Below are 15,427 nucleotides of genomic sequence, written 5' to 3'. Positions count from 1 at the left end.
CAGAGGGTTCGGTAGCGGTGATGGACTGGTGGATGACAAAAAGAAGGCCTGCAATGGCAGGCCTTCGGTTAACTTAAAATCTGATGATTATGATTAGATGTCGTCTTCCTCGACAGCCCAGCCTTTGGCACACTCAACAGCGCGTTTCCAGCCTTTGTAGCGACGGTTGCGTTTTTGCTCGTCATCACAAGGGATGAAGTTGCGATCCAGCACGGCTTTGTCTTTCAGATCATCAATGCTGTTCCAGAATCCAACCGCCAAGCCTGCCAGATAGCCGGCACCCAGTGCTGTGACTTCGGTTACAACCGGGCGGTGTACTTCAGTTGCCAGAATGTCTGACTGGAACTGCATCAGGAAGTTGTTGGCAACGGCGCCGCCATCAACTTTCAGTGAGGCCAGGTTGATATGAGAGTCCGCTTGCATCGCATCCAGTACATCACGAGTCTGGTAAGCCACACTTTCCAGGGTTGCACGGATGATATGGTTCGCGTTTACACCGCGGGTCAGGCCGACCACAGCACCACGGGCATACGGATCCCAGTATGGTGCGCCAAGGCCGGTAAAGGCAGGAACAACATAAACGCCATTGGCACTGCCGACTTTCTCTGCGAAGTATTCGGAGTCCTTTGCATCATCAAGCAGCTTTACTTCATCACGTAGCCACTGGATGGATGCTCCCCCCATAAAGACAGCGCCTTCCAGGGCATAGGCTACATCCCCTTCGGGTCCACAGGCCAGGGTAGTGAGCAGGCCGTTGCTTGAAGAGACTTTTTCCTTGCCGGTATTCATCAGCAGGAAGCAGCCTGTGCCGTAGGTGTTTTTCGCCTGACCGGCTTCGACACACATCTGGCCGAATAGGGCGGCTTGCTGATCACCGGCAATACCAGCGATTGGAATACGGGTACCACCTTTACCACCAATGTTGGTTTGGCCGTAAACTTCAGATGACGGCTTCACTTCAGGCATCATGGATAGCGGGATATCCAGCGCCTTGAGAAGTTTTTCATCCCATTCCAGGGTATTGATGTTGAATACCATGGTGCGGGAGGCGTTGGTGTAGTCGGTGACGTGAACACGTCCTTGGGTCATCTTCCAGATCAGCCAGGTATCTACGGTACCGAACAGCAGGTTGCCGGCTTCGGCTTCTTCACGGACTCCTTCAACGTTGTCCAGGATCCATTTGATTTTTGTACCTGAGAAGTAAGGGTCGACGACCAGGCCAGTGTTGTCCTGGATATATTCTTCCAGACCTTGCTCTTTTAAGCCTTCGCAAATATCTGCAGTTCGGCGGCATTGCCAGACGATGGCGTTGTATACCGGTTTGCCGGTATTTTTATTCCACACGATGGTGGTTTCACGCTGGTTGGTAATACCAATACCCGCAACCTGATCGGAGCGGATCCCTGCTTTGGCCAGGGCTTCAACCAGTGTTGAACTCTGGGTGGCATAGATTTCGAGAGGATCATGTTCAACCCATCCGGCTTTTGGATAGATTTGAGTGAATTCACGCTGTGACGAGCACACAATGTTGGCGTTGTGATCCAGCACAACGGCACGTGAGCTGGTCGTACCCTGATCAAGTGCAACAATGTACTTTTGCTCAGTTGTCATGATGGTTTCCTCTGTTATTCGTTATTGGATAAGGGTAGTTGAGACTATTTTATGCTTTTGCTGCTTCTTTATCGTCAGCGGCTTCGTTCTGATTGGCTTCGGCGTTGCCCGGTAGATAGATGCCAATCACTTTTGGATATAGCCAGCCACCGAAGCACGCACCGAAGATTGGCGCCAGGATAGGCACAATCATATACGGGATGTCTTTACCGCCAGTTAGTGCGATATCGCCCCAGCCAGCCAGAAAGGCAAAGAACTTAGGACCGAAGTCACGGGCAGGGTTCATCGCGAAGCCGGTTAGCGGGCCAAGCGAACCACCGATCACGGCGATCAGGATACCGATCAGCAAAGGTCCCATTGCGCGGTTCGGCGCACCGTTTTTGTCATCACAGATAGCGAGGATGCCAAACATGAGTACTGCGGTGATCACGAATTCCACTGCAAAGGCACCACCGAAAGACAGGGCTGCATTGGGGTAGGTCGAGAAGATACCGGCAGTTGCCAGGCTAGCTTCGCTGCCGCGAATGATTTGGTGGGCTGCTTCATACTCGGTAAAAAGGTTGCCGTACAGGCTGTAGATCAGCGCTGCGGTACAGAAGGCGCCGAGCATTTGGGCAATGATGTATGGGGCTACTTTACGTTTGTCGAAGCCATGGAACAGCGCCAGAGCGATAGTAACAGCAGGGTTGATATGGGCACCGGAAACGCCGACGGTGCAGTAGATAGCCAAGGCAACGCCAAGGCCCCATACGATACTGATTTCCCATTGACCGAAGTTTGCTCCGGTCAGTACAAGTGCTGCGACGCATCCCACACCGAAAAATATTAGTAGCCCGGTACCAATAAATTCAGCGATGCATTCGCCAAGCAACGTATGTTGTTTTGGGTTAGTCATCTTTCAGTCCTTTTGTCGAATGTTGTAGGGGGGTATTTCTTATTTATTTTTTATGCGTGATTTAATGTACGCGATTTCACTCTATTTAAAATGTTGCCAGCTAAAAAATGTGTGTTCGAGCATAAAACGAGTTCACTTTTGAGTGAGTTCGCAAACGGTTGCGATCTTTTGGTTGAGATCGAGCTTATGTGTTGCAATGCAATTTTATGACTGATTGGTTGCGGTTTTTTGCTGTTAATTTACTGATACTGAAATAAAAAATCCGACCTGGAGTAGGTCGGATGTGCCAGAGGGGCAAGTCTTGGATTTATCCAAGAGAGATACGATCATTTTCAAAATTAGCATGGCAACCTTGCATTAAAATAGAGTTAGATCGCAATTCTACGCATTCTGCTTTGCTCGGCCATAGCTTTTCCGAGTCTTAGCTCAGTTCTCCGTTACAGTGGTGCAACATCTTTGCTGTCAGGGCGTACTCTATTCAGCCTGCTGTAGCCATTGGTGCTCTTAAGTGTTTGGGATGTAGGTTTGTCGTTGGCGGCAAGTCAATTAACCATCAGAATTGCGCATTTTTTCCCCATTTGTTGTAAAGCGGTAGATTTGTAGATGCTAGAAGGCGGCAGCCTCGCTAGAATAGGCGCATACCGCAACGTAAACATGCCTGTGTGATATTACCTTAACGGTTTAAGGTAAGAAGATAGGCTTAGATCAGGTGGACAATATGTCATTAGAAATGTTGGAAAAGCTGGAAGCCAAAGTACAAATGGCTGTTGATACAATTTCTCTTCTGCAAATGGAAATTGAAGAACTAAAAGAAAAGAACGATGCTCTGGCAAATGAAGCACAAGAGCTACGTTCGGGCCGTGAAGCGCTAGAGCAGGATAACGAGCAGCTGCGCAATGATCACCAGGCTTGGCAGGAGCGTGTTCGCAACCTTCTGGGTAAGATGGATCACGTTGAATAAAAAAACAGAGCCGTCAGGCTCTGTTTTTTATCTGGTTGCTTGTAGCCACAGCTGTGGCTAGAGCCTTCCGGAACTGGGATCACTCGATATCGAGTGGTTCCGGTGACAGAATGACACCAGTATTGTCGGCATAGATATGGTCTTCCGGCAGGAAGGTCACGCCGCCAAAGTTGACCGCGACATCCACTTCGCCGACGCCTTGCTGGTCGGCACCGACTGGGATCGAGGCCATTGCCTGGATGCCGACATCCAGTTCATCCAGATCATCGACATGGCGAACACAGCCATAGACAATCAATCCTTCCCACTCATTGTTTGCTGCCAATTGGGCAATCTCAGCATCAACCAACGCACGTCTTAGCGAGCCACCGCCATCGATCAGCAATACGCGACCAGCCCCCGGCTGATCCAGAACAGAGCGGATCAGGGCGTTGTCCTCGAAGCATTTAACGGTAGTTACTTGGCCGCCAAAGGAGCTGCGACCACCATAAGAACTGAACATAGGTTCAACGACATCTACCTGGTCGAGGTAGATATCGCAGAGTTCGGACGTATTGTATTCCATAGGCTCGCTTCTTGTTGTAGCAGTTGAAAAGGAGATAACCTGTTGAAAGTATAACCAGCCGGAAAGGCATTGCAATAATGGCCCTCACATAAGCAGGGCCAAATCACTCTCAGGGTGCTAGGACGAAGCCAGCACGACTCCGGCAGCAAATAACAGGTTGGTGATCAGGGCGCATTTGACCATGGTCGCCATCATCGGACGAAGAGCGGCACCGTCGGTTGATTGCAAGACCTGCTTACCATGCTTGAATAGCAGGGGCAGGCTCAGGGCAAACAGCCAACCAAATGGAGAGTGCAATTCCAGCGCGGCAAACAAGGACAAGCAAAGTACGCTGCCGGCCAGTAGAAACAGGTGATATTTGCGGCCCCAGTCCGGGCCCATTCGTACCGCCAGGGTTAGCTTGCCACAGGCGCGATCATTGTCGATATCCCGCAGATTATTGATATTCAGTACGCCAACGGCCAGCAGACCGCATGCGGTTGCCGGTAGCATGATAATGGAATCAATCTGTCCGGCCTGGAGGTAATAGGTTCCCGCCACACCAAGCCAGCCGAAGAACATCAGTACAGACAAATCGCCCAAGCCACGGTAACCGTAGGGCTTGTTGCCGACAGTATAGGCAATCGAGGCTGCTATCGCCATCAGGCCGAGCAGCATGAATCCGAAGATATCCTGGAGATTATTACAGGCAATGAATATCAGGCTCAGGCCGCTACCTGCGGTTAAGATAATATTGAGGATCATCGCGTTGCGCATTGCCGCCGGGGTGACCAGTCCGGACTGGATAGCGCGTTGCGGGCCAAGGCGATTGTCGTTATCCGTACCTTTGACGGCATCGCCATAATCATTTGCTAAGTTAGATAGTATCTGGAGTAGGAGTGCGGTCAGCAGGGCCAGGCCTGCGACTAAAGCAGAGAAACTTCCTTGCCATCCTGCCACTGCACTGCCGCATACAATGGATGCGATGGCTAATGGCAGGGTTTTAGGCCTTGCAGCATCAAGCCAGATTGCGAGTGAAGATGATTTCATAGTGTGCTTATGTTGGAACCAGTCGAATCCGTATTATGGCGCAACTACAGAGATGGGCAACTTTATCGCCACTTTGTTTGTTTAAAAACAAAAAAACGGTGCCAGAAGGCACCGTTTGGATAGGGAATATTCAGTTTAGGAATCGAGCGTTTACAGAATGAAGCGGCTCAGATCTTCGTCTTCGACCAGTTCGCCCAGACGCTCGTTGACATAAGCTTCGTCAATGATGATTTTATCGCCGGATTTCTCGGTTGCATCGTATGACAGCTCTTCCATCAGGCGCTCCATGACGGTGTGCAGGCGGCGCGCACCGATATTCTCGGTACGCTCGTTCACTTGCCATGCTGCATCGGCCAGCTTGCTGATGCCGTTTTCAGTAAATTCGATGTTAACGGATTCTGTTGCCATCAGTGCTTTGTACTGCTCGGTCAGTGAGGCATTAGGCTCGGTCAGGATGCGTTTGAAGTCATTGCTGTTCAGGGCTTCCAGCTCAACGCGAATAGGCAGGCGGCCTTGCAGTTCAGGGATCAGATCTGACGGCTTGGCAACCTGGAAAGCACCGGAGGCTACAAACAGGATGTGGTCGGTTTTTACCATACCGTGCTTGGTTGATACCGTACTGCCTTCGACAAGCGGAAGCAGGTCACGCTGGACACCTTCGCGCGATACGTCTGGGCCTGAGGACTCACCGCGTTTGCAGATTTTGTCGATTTCATCAAGGAAGACAATACCGTTGTTTTCTACGGCGAAGATTGCTTGCTCTTTCAGCTCGTCTTGGTTGACCAGCTTCGCAGCTTCTTCTTCAGTTGCCGCCTTCATCGCATCTTTGATTTTCATCTTGCGCTTTTTGGTGGTGTTGCCAGCCAGGCTCTGGAACATGCCTTGTAGCTGGTTGGTCATGTCTTCCATACCAGGAGGAGCCATGATCTCGACACCCATTTGCGGCGCAGCGATTTCCATTTCGACTTCTTTGTCATCCAGCTTGCCTTCACGCAATTTTTTGCGGAAGGACTGGCGGGCTGCCGAACCGGTATCGGCTTCTTCGTTCTGGCCCCAGGCATCACGAGCCGGCGGGATCAGGACATCAAGAATACGCTCTTCAGCCAGCTCTTCGGCGCGGAAACGGACTTTCTCCATCGCCTGCTGGTGGGTCATTTTTACAGCGACATCGGTAAGATCACGGATGATTGTCTCGACTTCTTTACCGACGTAGCCTACTTCGGTGAATTTAGTCGCTTCGACTTTGATGAACGGCGCGTTAGCCAGTTTGGCCAGGCGACGGGCAATCTCGGTTTTACCGACACCAGTCGGGCCGATCATCAGGATGTTCTTCGGGGTAACTTCTACGCGCAGCTCTTCAGGAAGCTGCATACGGCGCCAGCGGTTACGCAGGGCAATCGCTACGGCACGCTTGGCTTTGTCTTGACCGATGATATGGCGATCAAGTTCATGGACGATTTCGCGTGGAGTCATCTCGGACATTTCGGCTTCCTTACTTGGTCTCAAGCTCTTCGATGGTGTGGTGGTGGTTGGTGAAGACACAGATATCGCCGGCAATATTGAGTGACTTCTCGGCGATGTCACGGGCGTTTAGATCTGTGTTTTCCAGCAGGGCGATTGCCGCTGCTTGGGCAAAGTTACCACCGGAGCCGATAGCAATAAGATCATGTTCAGGCTGAACGACATCACCATTACCGGTGATGATCAGCGAGCTGTTTTCGTCAGCAACCGCCAGTAGAGCTTCGAGCTTGCGAAGCATGCGGTCGGTACGCCAGTCTTTGGCTAGTTCCACAGCTGATTTAAGCAGGTGGCCTTGGTGCATTTCCAGCTTGCGCTCAAAACGCTCGAATAGGGTGAAGGCATCAGCAGTGCCGCCGGCAAAGCCTGCAAGAACTTTGTCGTGGTATAAACGGCGCACTTTGCGAGCGTTACCTTTCATTACAGTGTTGCCCAGGGAAACCTGACCATCACCAGCGATAACGACTTTACCGTTTCGACGTACAGATACGATAGTTGTCACGGTGTTACCTCTTTGAGTCTCTCCGGCCAGTGCCGGTATCGGTATTAAGTGTATATCTGGGGATGGGGTTTTCTGTTTTCAAGGTATCTGGGTTGGAAAAAGAATAAGCGGAAAAAGAAAAGGATGCGAATGCATCCTTTTCTGTGAACAGCTTCAGGGAGAGTGATTTTCTTATTCCCAGAACCAGATCGCACACGGCTCGATGCCGGCACGTCGCAACATATTGCGGTCACTTTCTGCTTTGCGTTTTTGCGGGTAAGGGCCGAGGATCACCCGGAACCAGTTGCCTTTTTCGCCCTGGCTGACTTTGATCTGGCTGGTCAGGCCCTGGAAAGCAATCATGGCCTTGCGTTCTTCGGCCTGGTTGCGACTTCGGTAAGCACCGCACTGCATCAGATAAGGGCGGCTGGGCTTTTGTGCTTTTGGCGCTTCAACCTGCACTTCTTTGTTTTCGAGCTCTTCTATGTAGCGCCATTTCTCTTCCGGCTTTGGCGGGAGGGGCTTAGTCTGAGCCTTAGGTTTTGGCTGTGGCTTTGGTGTTGGTTTGGGCTGGACGGTCTTCGGCTGAGATTCGGGAGCCGGAGTTGTCGACAGGAAATACAACCCATAGCCTAGAGCGCCGACCAAGCATAGGGCTATGATGGCCCATTTGATCGGGAATCCGGCCGATGCCGGGGCTTTACGGCTGTTGCGGGCTGGCTTTTTAGCTGCGCGTCCGCGTTTTACATAATCTTTCGTGGCCACAGTAATGATCAATATAACGGGATTAAGAATTCACGCTATGTTACAAATTTGCGCCAGATCTGACTAGTGCCGTGAACGGATCTCGGGAGAATGCTTGCATTATTTTGAGTGAATTTTGTGAGCTTATGTCCAAAAACATAAGCTCACGGAATGGTTCGGTGCTGATTAATGCGACGGTGGTGCGGCGCTTTCCCTGATCACCAACTTGGCGTCGAGTAGGCGGGAACCGGAGGAAATGTCGTTGCCTTTGAGCATATCAAGCAGCATTAACATTGACTGGCGGCCGATCTCATAGCGAGGCTGAGAGACCGTGGTCAGTGGTGGATCGCAGTATTCTGCAAACTGGATATCATCGAAGCCGACAATCGACAGGTCTTGCGGTACCCGAAAGCCTAAGCGCTTGGCTTGCTGCATAGCACCGATCGCCATGACGTCACTGTGGCAAAGCAGCGCGGTTGGCGGCTCTGGTAGTGACAGCAGCGCAGTCACGGCGCGGGCTCCGGCCGCAAAGCTAAAGTCACCTTTGACAGTATAGGCCGGGTTCAGCTCGATACCGGCGCGGCGCAATGCCTGCTGGTAGCCCTGGGATCGGAACTGGCACAAGACGGCGGTATCCGGACCTGAAATCTGGGCGATACGCTTGTGACCCATTTGGGTGAGGTAGTTTACGGCCTCGAAGGCTGCGGTGAGGTTGTCGATATGAACAGTTGGCAGTTCGAGCTCCGGCGCAAATTCGCACGCCATGACCATTGGCGGCAGGTTTTTCTGCTCGGGCTTGCTGACATCGAATGGCAGGTCGGTTCCTAGTAGTAACATGCCATCGGCTTGCTTGGTAAAGACCAGGTTGACGAACGAGTTTTCACGCGTTTTTTGTTGGCCGCTGTCACCCAGCAGGACAAGGTAGCCATGCTCCATGGCGGCCTCTTCGATACCGCGGATGATTTCCGTAAAGTACGGGTCACAGATATCCGGCACAATTGTGACAATGGTTTTTGATTCGTTTCTACGAAGATTTCTAGCCAGTGAGTTTGGGGAATAGCCAGCATCCATGACGGCCTGCTCAACTTTTTTTCGAGTTGAAGCCGACACTTTTTCCGGGTTCATCAGCGCACGGGAGACTGTGGCTGTTGATACACCGGCGAGCTGGGCAACATCCTTCATTGTCGCCATAATTGCAGTTCCTCTCTATATATATTTCTCTCTTTTATTGCCGGAGGATCATTGCCAAATTGGGCAGATACCTATACCAGCGAGCCTGTTATTGTAGGCCCTCTGCAGTGGATTAAACATGCTCAAAATAGCATAAATTACATTCATTGTGTGACTTCTATCGCATTGTTCATTTTAAGTTAAATCTTGCGGTTCAACATCAATTGACCACCGAATTTTCCGTGCCAGAGGCAGTAGCTGGATTGCCGGTTTGGCGATAGAAAGTAGCTGTTGCAGGGTTTTTCTGCTTGGTGCCTGCACCAGCAATTGCCAGCGGTAGCGCCCGGCACGACGCGATAGCGGAGCCGGGTTGGGTCCCATCACCAGGGTGTCCTGGTTGTACAGGGGGCTGGATTCAAAAATGCCACGAACTTGCTGTAAAAATTGCTCAACATGGTCACTACTGTTGGCTTCTGCGCGAAATAGTGTCAAATAGGTATACGGTGGCAAAAATGCCTGCTTGCGCTCGTTGAGGGCGCTGACTGAGAACTGGTCATAGCCTTTATGTAACAGGGCCTGGAGCAGGGCGTGTTCCGGGTGGTGGGTTTGCAGGATCACTTCGCCGGGTTTGCTGGCCCGTCCTGCCCGACCTGCGACCTGGACAAATAGCTGTGCTAGTCGTTCTGAGGCACGGAAGTCATTACAGAACAGGGCGCTGTCGACATCGATCAGGGCAACCAGGGTGACATCTGGGAAGTGGTGTCCTTTGGCGAGCATCTGAGTGCCGATCAGGATCTGGTACTCGTTGTTACGAATGGCTTCGAGGTAGTTTTCCAGACTGCCTTTGCGGCGGGTGCTGTCTCGGTCGATCCGGACTGTTTTGTATTCCGGAAACAGGGTCGCCAGTTGTTGTTCCAGCTGTTCGGTGCCAACCCCGACCGCATTGAGCTGGGTTGAGCCGCAGTTGCCGCACTGGTGCATGACCGGTCGCTGAGTTGCGCAGTGGTGGCAGCGCAGCTCGCCGGATTGCTGGTGGAATGTGTAGTAGGCATCGCAACGCTTGCACTCGGCCAGCCAGCCGCACTCATGACAGATGATCGCAGGGGAAAAGCCACGGCGGTTGAGAAACAACATCACCTGGTTGCCAGCGTCGAGGTGTTTGCGCATTCGGGCGATCAGTGGTGCTGATAATCCGGCTTCAAGGTAAAGGCCTTTGACATCAAGTACCCCATGTCTGGCGCGTTGGGCATTGCCTGCTCGGCGGGTCAGCGTCAGGTGGTGGTATTTGCCGGTTTTGGCGTTATGCAGGCTCTCCAGTGCCGGAGTTGCGGAGCCGAGGATGACCGGAATATTTTCCCGGTTAGCCCGCATTACCGCCAGATCCCTGGCATGATAGCGCAGGCTGTCCTGTTGCTTGTATGAGGCGTCATGCTCCTCGTCGACAATGATAATGCCGAGGCTGCTAAATGGGGTGAACAGTGCCGAGCGGGTACCTATGATGATCCCGGCCTGGTTATCGCGCCCGGCCAGCCAGGCTGACAGGCGTTCGGTATCATTGAGACCTGAGTGGACGGTTTCTAAAGGCACGTTGAAGCGGCGGCGAAAGCGGTTGATAGTCTGCGGGGTCAGGCCGATTTCCGGTACTAGGATCAGTGCCTGCTTGCCGGCAGCGAGAATCGGCTCGAGCAGGTTGAGATAAACTTCGGTTTTACCCGAACCAGTTACGCCTTCTAATAAATAACAGCCAAATTCTGGGTTGGCATTGACGGTAGCGACTGCCAACGCCTGCTCATCGTTGAGCTTTGGCTTTTCTTCGGTGACGGCAAAGCATTGTTGCCAGTTGGCACTGGCGGGCTGTTCCTCAATAGTTTCAATCCAGCCTTTGTCGTTTAACGTCTTGAGGGTTGCGGTGCTGACTTCTTCTGCCAGTAGGGCTTCGTGGCTGCTTTTACCATGGCGTAGGGTGTTAAGTACCTGAAGCTGGCGCGGAGCTCGCTTGAGTGCTATAGCCGGTTGTTCTCGCCCTGTTTCGGTGAGTTGCCACATTTTCAGGCTGGTCGGCGAGGCTTCGCGCCCCTTACGCAGCAACGTAGGCATGGCATTGGCCAGGGTATCGCCGAGCGGATACTGGTAATAGTTGCTGGCCCAAGTCAGCAGCGCGAACAGCGGTGGCTGCCATAGTGGCTCGCCGTCGATAACGCTGCTGATGGCTTTGAGCTGATTGAGCGGGAAATCTGATTTGTCGGTGATAGCGATAACAATACCGACTAGTTGCTGGCGGCCAAACGGTACCCGGACCCGGCCGCCGACCACCGGATAGGTCTCGGGCTTGATCAGATAATCGAACTGCTTATCCAGGGGAACTGGGAGGGCCACTCGGGCAATCTTGGGCGTCATAATTAACCGCATAATCCGCATGTACTAAGATGAAGAAGTGTACCTTGCTCGGCGACAGCCAGCAAAGCGGTGAAAAAAGGAGCGCATTGGTTGATTTGGGCGACATGATTGATTATTATATGCCGCCTAAATTTAGCCTATTGGTTCAGCTTGCTGATTACCAATACGCTATTCTGTTTATTAACGACGTGTGGTGCCCGGCTTAGGATCGGGAGAGCGACACGGCCTTACTTTTGAGGTTATCCCATGAAACAAGGTATTCACCCAGAATACAAAGCAGTGAACGCACGTTGTTCTTGCGGCAACACTTTCGTATTTAACTCTACTATGGGTAAAGACATCAACCTTGATGTATGCGACAAGTGCCACCCATTCTACACTGGTAAGCAGCGTCAGGTTAGCACTGGCGGTCGTATCGACAAGTTCAACAAGCGTTTCGGTGCTCTTTCTAGCAAGTAATTGCCAGATAAATTCCGAGAAAAAGGGATGCGAAAGCATCCCTTTTTGTTATCTGCTTCAACTGTTTTTCCCATCGCTTACTTCCTATCTTGTTCATTCTTTAATTTTTTTCACCTGAAGTAGCACGAAATCTACCCATTTTCTTGTTGTCATATCAAAAATATGCAATACCTGAACATTCAGGTGAGTTTATTGGCTCGACCAGCTGGGCCGCGCTAGGATTTTGTATCACTATAGAATATGATCTAGCTCTCATTACCGAACTGAACATCATTTTCATTCAGGATCAGGAACACTATGTCAGAAGATTTTCGCCAACAAGCACTTCACTATCACGCTTATCCAGTACCAGGCAAAATTGCCGTTGAACTGACAAAACCGGCGAACACGGTTGAAGATCTTGCACTTGCTTACAGCCCGGGTGTGGCTGAGCCAGTTCGCGAGATCGCCCATAATGCTGAGAACGTCTATAAGTACACGGGTAAAGGCAACATGGTTGCAGTCATTACCAACGGTACGGCTATTCTAGGCTTGGGGAACCTTGGTCCGCTGGCATCTAAGCCAGTTATGGAAGGTAAGGCGTTACTGTTTAAGCGTTTTGCTGGTCTTGACTCGATTGATATCGAAGTGAAGCACCGCACTATTGATGAGTTTGTTGATACCGTTGCGAATATTGCTGATACCTTTGGTGGTATTAACCTGGAAGATATCAAGGCACCAGATTGTTTTGAAATTGAAAAGCGTCTGATTGAGCGTTGTCAGGTACCGGTATTTCACGATGATCAGCATGGTACGGCGATTGTGACGGCTGCTGGTATGTTGAATGCACTGGAACTTCAGGGCAAGGAGATCAGCGAGGCTGTGATTGTTTGTCTTGGTGCCGGCGCAGCTGCGGTTGCTTGTATGGAGCTACTGATTAAATGTGGTGCCCAGCGCGAGAAAATCTATATGCTTGACCGTAAGGGTGTGATCCATACTCGTCGTGAAGATATCAATGAGTACAAGCAGTTGTTTGCCAATAATACCGACAAGCGTACATTGGAAGATGTGATTGAAGGTGCGGATATTTTTGTTGGTGTTTCTGGCCCGAACTTATTGGCTCCGGAATCGCTGAAGCTGATGGCTGATAAGCCAGTTGTTTTTGCATGCTCTAACCCGGATCCTGAAATTAAGCCGGAGCTGGCCCATGCGGTACGTGATGATCTGATCATGGGTACTGGCCGTTCTGACTACCCTAACCAGGTGAATAACGTAATCTGCTTCCCGTTCATTTTCCGCGGTGCGCTGGATGTGCGTGCAAGCCGAATTAATGATGAAATGAAGCTGGCAGCCGTGAATGCGATCCGTGAACTGGCGAAAGAGCCGGTACCGGCTGAAGTGGTAGCAGCGGCGGGTGCCGAAAAACTTGAATTCGGCTCTGAGTACATCATTCCGAAGCCAATGGATCCACGTCTGCTTCCTCGTGTTGCTAAGGCTGTAGCTCAGGCTGCCGTTGATTCTGGTGTGGCACAAATTGCGATGCCAGCAGGTTACATGGAAAACAAGTAACCGCTTTTGCCAATAAATTTTTGGTAGAAAAAACCAGCCTGCAGGCTGGTTTTTTTGTTTTGACCTTAGGACAAATTAAGTCAGGGCTTATTCGTTAATGTCTTCAACTTTGATGCCCATCACTTCCATTAACGCTTTGGCTTCAGCCGGTAGGTCATCCGGACGGTCTTTACGGATATCCTCGTCGGTCGGTAGGGGCTGACCTGTGTAGGCATGAAGGAAGGCTTCACACAGTAGTTCACTGTTGGTTGCGTGACGTAGGTTATTGATCTGTCGGCGTGTACGCTCGTCAGTCAGGATTTTCAGAACCTTCAATGGAATCGAAACAGTGATTTTCTTTACTTGTTCGTTTTTCTTACCGTGTTCCGCGTATGGGCTGATGTACTCGCCATTCCACTCTGCCATTTTTTACCTTCTCAGCGATGTTAGATTCAATAAATGTTATATGGGGGAATTTTAGCGGGATTTACTGCCATAAGCAAAGACATATGGACGTCTGGAGGCATTGACGTCTTAAATGATTGTAGCTAATGTTGTTGCTTAAAAGTTACTCAAATGCAAGGCCAGTCCCAGACAAGGAAAGTAATTATGACTGACAAGAAGCTTGCCACCGTTGCCGTTCGGGCCGGTATCGGGACCGATACCCAGTTTAATGCAGTTGTCCCACCTATTTATTTAACATCAACTTATAGCTTCCCACAAATGGGGGAGGTACCTCAATATGATTATTCACGCTCAGGCAATCCAACCCGGAATATGCTGGCCGAAGCATTATCGGAACTAGAGGGGGGAGCGGGAGGTATCGTTACCAACTGCGGGACGTCTGCAATCAACCTGCTGGTTTCCGCATTGCTGGGACCGGAGGATTTGATTGTTGCCCCACATGACTGCTATGGCGGGACTTATCGTCTGTTTGATACCCGGGCTGCGAAGGGAGACTTTAAGGTGGAGTTTGTTGACCAGTCTGATCAGGACGCGCTGGCAGTCGCTCTGGCTAAAAATCCCAAGTTGGTGTGGGTCGAAACACCGTCTAACCCGTTACTGAGGGTGATCGATGTGGTTGCGCTTTGCAGCCAGGCCAAACAGGTCGGGGCGCTGGTGGCAGTGGATAACACTTTCTTGTCACCGATACAGCAACAGCCAATAGCGCTCGGGGCCGATTTTGTTGTCCATTCGACGACGAAGTATATCAATGGGCACTCTGATGTTGTTGGTGGGGTACTGATTGCCAAGGAGGCCGAGCAGGCCGAGGAGCTGGCCTGGTGGGCGAACTGTATCGGGGCGACCGGGGCGGCTTTTGATGCCTACCTGACGTTGCGCGGATTGCGTACCCTGGCTCCAAGAATGAAAATGCATGAAGAAAACAGTAAACAGATCCTGGCTTATTTACAGACTCAACAGCTGGTCGGTCAGATCTATCACCCCAGTCTGGCGGAGCATCCCGGTCATGATATTGCCGTGAAGCAACAGCAAGGCTTTGGCTCGATGCTGAGTTTTGAGCTGGCCGGGAGCGAGCAACGACTGGCGGTGTTTGTTAAAGAGCTGAAGTATTTCTCGCTGGCTGAATCGTTGGGCGGGACAGAAAGTTTGATTGCCCATCCTGCCAGTATGACTCATAGGGCGATGTCTGACGAGGCGCAGGCTGAGGCTGGGATCAAGCCTTCATTGCTGCGGCTTTCGGTTGGCCTTGAAGATCCGAGAGATTTGATTGCCGATCTTGATCAGGCCTTCAATAAAGCGTTGGAGGTGTCCGGATGAGCCAGCCGAGAGAGACAGTTACATAAATTTGGCGGCAGTAGCCTCGCTGATCCTGATTGTTACCGCTGAGTCGCTACGATATTGCAGGAGCATTCCGGTAGTGAGGATCTGGTCGTGATGTTACGGCTGGGGCCTTGTTGTCAGATATCAACCGTCTTGCAGCTATGCTTTAGTATGGAAATAGCGAATGATCACTTCCGTTGGCCTAAAGGTGGTATGAATATTTAGGGTGAAACTAACCACTGATTTGTCTCTAAAAACCGCATCTTACGGTTTTTTGCTTATTTCTTG

The 15,427-nt window shown here is 51.1% G+C and carries 15 protein-coding genes; 5 read left to right on the top strand and 10 right to left on the bottom strand.

The annotated features are described in order from the left end of the window. Nucleotides 1–93: 93 nt before the first annotated feature. Nucleotides 94–1,611, bottom strand: coding sequence for a glycerol kinase GlpK (gene glpK / locus Q0852_RS08445; RefSeq protein ID WP_299016938.1), 1,518 nt, complete (start codon nucleotides 1,609–1,611; stop codon nucleotides 94–96). Between the two features lie 49 nt (nucleotides 1,612–1,660). Beyond that, the gene (locus tag Q0852_RS08440) at nucleotides 1,661–2,506 is read right to left on the bottom strand and encodes an MIP/aquaporin family protein (RefSeq protein WP_299016936.1); all 846 of its coding nucleotides are present in this window, start codon (nucleotides 2,504–2,506) and stop codon (nucleotides 1,661–1,663) included. 718 nt (nucleotides 2,507–3,224) lie between these two features. On the opposite strand from Q0852_RS08440, the gene zapB reads away from it, so the two are divergent. Continuing rightward, nucleotides 3,225–3,467 carry a cell division protein ZapB gene (gene zapB / locus Q0852_RS08435; RefSeq protein ID WP_299016933.1) on the top strand — a complete coding sequence of 81 codons (243 nt, stop codon included), beginning with the start codon at nucleotides 3,225–3,227 and terminating at the stop codon, nucleotides 3,465–3,467. Nucleotides 3,468–3,546: 79 nt separating this feature from the next. On the opposite strand, the gene rraA is transcribed toward zapB, so the two are convergent. The 7 genes from rraA to priA all read right to left on the bottom strand — a co-directional run bounded on the left by rraA (nucleotide 3,547) and on the right by priA (nucleotide 11,371). Continuing rightward, complete coding sequence (gene rraA, locus Q0852_RS08430) at nucleotides 3,547–4,032, bottom strand: ribonuclease E activity regulator RraA (RefSeq protein ID WP_299016931.1); 486 nt, start codon at nucleotides 4,030–4,032, stop codon at nucleotides 3,547–3,549. A 117-nt stretch (nucleotides 4,033–4,149) separates the two neighbouring features. Beyond that, nucleotides 4,150–5,061: a 1,4-dihydroxy-2-naphthoate polyprenyltransferase gene (locus tag Q0852_RS08425; protein WP_299016928.1), complete on the bottom strand. Its 912-nt coding sequence runs from the start codon at nucleotides 5,059–5,061 to the stop codon at nucleotides 4,150–4,152. Nucleotides 5,062–5,211: 150 nt separating this feature from the next. Further along, nucleotides 5,212–6,543, bottom strand: coding sequence for an HslU--HslV peptidase ATPase subunit (gene hslU, locus Q0852_RS08420; protein WP_299016925.1), 1,332 nt, complete (start codon nucleotides 6,541–6,543; stop codon nucleotides 5,212–5,214). Nucleotides 6,544–6,553: 10 nt separating this feature from the next. Further along, nucleotides 6,554–7,081 (bottom strand): ATP-dependent protease subunit HslV, encoded by a 528-nt coding sequence (gene hslV / locus Q0852_RS08415; protein ID WP_299016923.1) that lies wholly within the window; start codon nucleotides 7,079–7,081, stop codon nucleotides 6,554–6,556. A gap of 171 nt (nucleotides 7,082–7,252) precedes the next feature. After that, complete coding sequence (locus Q0852_RS08410; RefSeq protein ID WP_299016920.1) at nucleotides 7,253–7,825, bottom strand: SPOR domain-containing protein; 573 nt, start codon at nucleotides 7,823–7,825, stop codon at nucleotides 7,253–7,255. 165 nt (nucleotides 7,826–7,990) lie between these two features. Next, nucleotides 7,991–8,995 (bottom strand): DNA-binding transcriptional regulator CytR, encoded by a 1,005-nt coding sequence (cytR, locus tag Q0852_RS08405; protein ID WP_299016917.1) that lies wholly within the window; start codon nucleotides 8,993–8,995, stop codon nucleotides 7,991–7,993. A 174-nt stretch (nucleotides 8,996–9,169) separates the two neighbouring features. Beyond that, complete coding sequence (priA, locus tag Q0852_RS08400) at nucleotides 9,170–11,371, bottom strand: primosomal protein N' (RefSeq protein WP_299016914.1); 2,202 nt, start codon at nucleotides 11,369–11,371, stop codon at nucleotides 9,170–9,172. A 29-nt stretch (nucleotides 11,372–11,400) separates the two neighbouring features. On the opposite strand from priA, the gene Q0852_RS08395 reads away from it, so the two are divergent. From Q0852_RS08395 to Q0852_RS08385, 3 genes are all read left to right on the top strand, one after another. Continuing rightward, nucleotides 11,401–11,577: a hypothetical protein gene (locus tag Q0852_RS08395; RefSeq protein WP_299016912.1), complete on the top strand. Its 177-nt coding sequence runs from the start codon at nucleotides 11,401–11,403 to the stop codon at nucleotides 11,575–11,577. 40 nt (nucleotides 11,578–11,617) lie between these two features. After that, nucleotides 11,618–11,830, top strand: a complete 213-nt coding sequence (gene rpmE / locus Q0852_RS08390) for a 50S ribosomal protein L31 (RefSeq protein ID WP_299016909.1) — start codon at nucleotides 11,618–11,620, stop codon at nucleotides 11,828–11,830. Between the two features lie 297 nt (nucleotides 11,831–12,127). Further along, entirely contained in the window at nucleotides 12,128–13,378 is a 1,251-nt protein-coding gene (locus tag Q0852_RS08385) for a malic enzyme-like NAD(P)-binding protein (protein ID WP_299016906.1), read from the top strand. A gap of 87 nt (nucleotides 13,379–13,465) precedes the next feature. Here Q0852_RS08385 and metJ read toward each other — a convergent pair whose 3' ends face one another. Then, the gene (gene metJ / locus Q0852_RS08380; protein ID WP_299016903.1) at nucleotides 13,466–13,783 is read right to left on the bottom strand and encodes a met regulon transcriptional regulator MetJ; all 318 of its coding nucleotides are present in this window, start codon (nucleotides 13,781–13,783) and stop codon (nucleotides 13,466–13,468) included. Between the two features lie 183 nt (nucleotides 13,784–13,966). On the opposite strand from metJ, the gene Q0852_RS08375 reads away from it, so the two are divergent. Beyond that, nucleotides 13,967–15,136 carry an O-succinylhomoserine (thiol)-lyase gene (locus Q0852_RS08375; protein ID WP_299016900.1) on the top strand — a complete coding sequence of 390 codons (1,170 nt, stop codon included), beginning with the start codon at nucleotides 13,967–13,969 and terminating at the stop codon, nucleotides 15,134–15,136. The last annotated feature ends 291 nt before the right edge of the window (nucleotides 15,137–15,427 follow it).

Origin of the sequence: uncultured Photobacterium sp., assembly GCF_947502415.1 — a bacterium.
In the GTDB taxonomy this organism is placed as follows: domain Bacteria; phylum Pseudomonadota; class Gammaproteobacteria; order Enterobacterales; family Vibrionaceae; genus Photobacterium.
This window is presented reverse-complemented; position numbering and strand designations above follow the sequence as displayed.

Bases quoted from the DNA above. Each gene is read 5' to 3' on its own strand.
- glpK (WP_299016938.1), bottom strand. From the start codon at position 1,611: ATGACAACTGAGCAAAAGTACATTGTTGCACTTGATCAGGGTACGACC.
- priA (WP_299016914.1), bottom strand. From the start codon at position 11,371: ATGACGCCCAAGATTGCCCGAGTGGCCCTCCCAGTTCCCCTGGATAAG.
- Q0852_RS08375 (WP_299016900.1), top strand. From the start codon at position 13,967: ATGACTGACAAGAAGCTTGCCACCGTTGCCGTTCGGGCCGGTATCGGG.
- Q0852_RS08425 (WP_299016928.1), bottom strand. From the start codon at position 5,061: ATGAAATCATCTTCACTCGCAATCTGGCTTGATGCTGCAAGGCCTAAA.
- hslU (WP_299016925.1), bottom strand. From the start codon at position 6,543: ATGTCCGAGATGACTCCACGCGAAATCGTCCATGAACTTGATCGCCAT.
- rpmE (WP_299016909.1), top strand. From the start codon at position 11,618: ATGAAACAAGGTATTCACCCAGAATACAAAGCAGTGAACGCACGTTGT.
- cytR (WP_299016917.1), bottom strand. From the start codon at position 8,995: ATGGCGACAATGAAGGATGTTGCCCAGCTCGCCGGTGTATCAACAGCC.
- Q0852_RS08440 (WP_299016936.1), bottom strand. From the start codon at position 2,506: ATGACTAACCCAAAACAACATACGTTGCTTGGCGAATGCATCGCTGAA.
- metJ (WP_299016903.1), bottom strand. From the start codon at position 13,783: ATGGCAGAGTGGAATGGCGAGTACATCAGCCCATACGCGGAACACGGT.
- Q0852_RS08395 (WP_299016912.1), top strand. From the start codon at position 11,401: ATGAAGAAGTGTACCTTGCTCGGCGACAGCCAGCAAAGCGGTGAAAAA.
- Q0852_RS08385 (WP_299016906.1), top strand. From the start codon at position 12,128: ATGTCAGAAGATTTTCGCCAACAAGCACTTCACTATCACGCTTATCCA.
- rraA (WP_299016931.1), bottom strand. From the start codon at position 4,032: ATGGAATACAATACGTCCGAACTCTGCGATATCTACCTCGACCAGGTA.
- zapB (WP_299016933.1), top strand. From the start codon at position 3,225: ATGTCATTAGAAATGTTGGAAAAGCTGGAAGCCAAAGTACAAATGGCT.